The organism is Paenibacillus sp. 01T422 (genome assembly GCF_056398785.1).
The window spans coordinates 1-3,695 of the sequence record NZ_JBFTQB010000667.1 but is presented as its reverse complement, the minus strand read 5'-3'; the positions used below and the strand labels follow the sequence as shown (position 1 = coordinate 3,695).

Sequence of the window (3,695 nt, the reverse complement as noted above, 5' to 3'; positions counted from 1 at the left end):
CATCAGGAGATGGACTAACCAAACCCATAAAACCAAAAAAGAATACCGGAATTGAACACAACATCCACAATAGATTAATCACCGATAAACGCATGATCCATTCTGATATTTTGTAAAGTCCTCCCATAACCCCTCTAAACTCCAAAACCGCTTCCTCCTTAGCGTTTCCTTCAGGAAACTTTCTACGTTGATAGTCCATAAATAATCATATAGCTTGTCTCGCCAACCATAGTTTAATTATAGCCTATTTTTGAACATATAGGTAGACGTCTAGTCGTTCTAGGTACTTTTACATAGTATAGTATTGTGTCAAAAAAGGCGAAGATCCCCCAAGGATCTCCGCCTTTATTTGTGTGGGTGTAACCCCTTATTTGTTCACCAAAGTGTCTTCGCTTTTACGAGGAGCTCTGGAACGATCGCGGTTACCCGGATTGTTGCTTCCGTATTCGCGGCTTCTGGAAGAGGAGCTGCGTCCTTCTCCACCTTCTCTGTTTGAACCATAGTCTCTACCGCCATCTTTACGCGGGTAACGAGAGTTGGAGCTGCCAGAACCACCGGAACCGGAACTGTAACCACCGCCGCCTTGACGACGATCTCCTGATCCTGAACCATATCCGCCACCAACGCGTCGGCCTGAGCTGCGCACGTCGAATTTTTTCTTTCTAGCACGGATTGGATCTTCCGGAGTCAATTCGATATTTAATTCTTTTTTGTCGCCTGTCAGAAGCTTCATAGCAGCTGCAAGCAAGTTTACTGAATCATATTGTTCAAGCATTTGGATAGCTAAACCTTTGAATTCGAATTGTGCATCATTTTGAAGCACATCAAGAATACGTTCAGCTGTCATTTTTTGCTTGCCTTCGATCGCTTCTGCTAAGCTAGGCAGCGGTTTTTTGCTAATTTTATGACGCGTAACTTTCTCGATGAAGTGCAAGTGATCGATTTCTCTTGGTGTTACGAACGTCCAAGCTGTACCTTCTTTACCAGCACGTCCCGTACGACCGATACGGTGAACGTAGCTCTCTGGATCTTGTGGAAGGTCAAAGTTGATAACATGCGTTACGCCGGATACGTCAAGTCCACGAGCCGCGACATCCGTAGCAACGAGTACATCGATGCTTCCGTCACGGAATTTTCTCATTACGTTATCACGTTGATTTTGGGACAAATCGCCGTGCAAACCTTCTGCAGCATAACCTCTTTTTTGTAGAGCTTCCGCTAATTCATCAACGCGGCGTTTCGTACGTCCGAAGATGATGGCCAGATCCGGAGCTTCCATATCAAGCAAGCGGCTTAAAGCTTCGAATTTTTGCTTTTCGTGCAATTCGATATAAGCTTGATCGATAAGCGGTGCGCTGACTTGTTTCGGGATAACCGATACATGCTCAGGGTTACGCAGGAATTGCTGTGCCAATCTTTGAATGTTCGCAGGCATCGTTGCTGAGAACAACATGGTGTGGCGCTCTTCCGGAACGAGTTTCAAAATGGATTGGATATCATCCATGAAGCCCATGTCAAGCATTTCATCCGCTTCATCCAAGATAACCGTTTGAACATCATCAAGCTTAATCGTTTTGCGATTAATGTGGTCAAGTAAACGACCAGGCGTACCGATAATGATTTGCGGTTTCTTTTTAAGTGCACGAATTTGTTTTACAATATCCTGTCCACCATAAATGGGTAAGGAACGAATGCCTTTGAAACGGCCGAGCTTCTCAATCTCTTCCGCAACCTGGATGGCAAGTTCCCGTGTTGGACACATAATAAGAGCGGAAATACGCTCTTCTTTCATATTAATTTTGTGGATTAGCGGGATACCGAAAGCTGCTGTTTTACCAGTACCAGTTTGTGCTTGACCAATCAAATCCCGGCCTTCCATGGCTAACGGAATCGTTTTTTCTTGAATCGGTGTGGATTCTTCAAAGCCCATCTCCGTAACCGCACGTAGAATCGCAGCTTCTAAACCAAACTCCTGAAATGTTTTCAAATAAATTCAATCTCCTTTTGTACAGGGCAGGCTAATGCCTTGTATCTTTTTTACCCTTAAGTACGACTTCCTATCCGTGTCTATAGTTTCTTGGTGGATAACATTTCGATTCATCATCTTCCATGATCCAATGGGCCGCCCTTAAGAACATCTAAAATATTATAGCACAAGTTATATGCACAATGCCAGAGGCTGCTTTCATGAACACAACGAATGATGAGAACGAAACCTTAAGCATAAGCTAAACGTATTACATTTTAGAACAACATTCGGAACAGAGGAGCGTTTTTCAATGTCCATATTTAAACGTGTAAGCAGCATACTGCGAAGTCAGAAACAAGTACCGGAAACAACCCCCGCTGGCAACCCGCTTGAAGACGCCAGAGTTGGGGATATTGTAAATGTAGACTTAGAGGAATACGTCGTATCCGGTAAAGTCATTTATTTCGACCGCGGTTTCGCTCCGCATCGCTACGCCTATTATTTGCAAAGCGGCAAAAATATTCAGTGTCTGATTGTGGAAAAAGGACGAACCTATGATTGTTTCCTTTGCAGCTTCGTTGAAGGCGCACTCGATGACCCCAACGATGTCCCAACCCGTCTTGAATTAGATGACGATTTGACATTCGATTTAGAGTTTCATCGTAATGACGTCACGCGGACTGAAGGAAATACCGATTTCCGTAGTGGTGATGATGTTATCTTTTGGCGCTACTTTGGACCTGATCGCAGATTTTTCTTCCTTCAATGGCAAGATGGCAAGTTTATCGCCCTCGAAGGGGAGCGCACGCCGGGGAATCAGATTAAATTTTTGAAATCGACGCATTAATCCACCTGTGATATCATTTAGTCATACCCCAAAAGGAGGGTTTACTGAAAAGTGAAAAGATGGACCTCATGGCTTTCCTTCTTATTGATCATCGCCCTTCTAACCGGGTGTGGCGCTGATGCCGTACGTTATATCAAAGATGAGTACCCGCTTGTCAGTGCAGAAGGCAAAGGCACTAACCTTTCTAAAGTATATTTAGTTGAAGGTAAAAATGTCCCTGCAGTAGCGTCTGAACTAGCCGCGAAAGAGTCACCGAAAGAAAAGAGCAAGGAATCCGAAGATCAAATGTTCCTTGTTTATAGCGATAAAGTTATTAACATCCAGAAAGATCCTAGCGAGAGCAAGAACAGTCTGGTTCAGGTAGACAGTATTGAATATGCCAAAACCCATTATGATTCTTCCTTCTTACAAGGATATTTAACAGCGGCCTTATTGCAGAACCTCTTCGGAGGAAGCTGGTTCAATAATAGAGGGTCCTACGATTATCGAGGCTATACGAAAACACCGACGTATAATGCAGGCTCAGGTAAAGCTACAACACCAACAACCGATACCTCTAAGGACAAAAAGCCGACTACGTCAGATCGGACGGGAACTTTCAAGAGCGGCACGGCAAATCCGAGCTCTGGCAGCTCCTCAACGACACGCAAAAATGATGGTTCCACAGCTAATAAGGTGACGAAACCTTCGACCAGCAAGCCAAGCACAACGAAAAAGACCGGTTCCTTCAAAAGGCGCTAGTCACATTAGAAAAGCTGTTGTCCACGAATTGGACACAGCTTTTTTTATTTCTGCTTATTTTAATTAAACAGCGGTTAAATAATGATTGAAGTTTTGAAAGAATGAATTATACTTGCATTATGCTGCATACTATTTTAG

The 3,695-nt window shown here is 43.8% G+C and carries 3 protein-coding genes; 2 read left to right on the top strand and 1 reads right to left on the bottom strand.

Going from position 1 to position 3,695, the window contains the following annotated elements; all coding sequences use genetic code 11:
* Positions 1-367: 367 nt before the first annotated feature.
* The gene (gene cshA / locus AC1DUA_RS28525; RefSeq protein ID WP_477502971.1) at positions 368-1,987 is read right to left on the bottom strand and encodes a degradosome RNA helicase CshA; all 1,620 of its coding nucleotides are present in this window, start codon (positions 1,985-1,987) and stop codon (positions 368-370) included.
* Positions 1,988-2,279: 292 nt separating this feature from the next.
* Here cshA and AC1DUA_RS28520 point away from each other — a divergent pair, with 292 nt between their 5' ends.
* Together AC1DUA_RS28520 and AC1DUA_RS28515 are read left to right on the top strand one after the other, a co-directional pair.
* A complete protein-coding gene (locus tag AC1DUA_RS28520) occupies positions 2,280-2,816 on the top strand; it encodes a DUF4178 domain-containing protein (protein ID WP_477502970.1) in 537 nt (178 codons plus the stop codon).
* A gap of 51 nt (positions 2,817-2,867) precedes the next feature.
* A complete protein-coding gene (locus AC1DUA_RS28515; protein WP_477502969.1) occupies positions 2,868-3,557 on the top strand; it encodes a DUF4247 domain-containing protein in 690 nt (229 codons plus the stop codon).
* The last annotated feature ends 138 nt before the right edge of the window (positions 3,558-3,695 follow it).

Coding starts and splice junctions, on each gene's coding strand:
- AC1DUA_RS28520 (WP_477502970.1), top strand. CDS start 2,280: ATGTCCATATTTAAACGTGTAAGCAGCATACTGCGAAGTCAGAAACAA.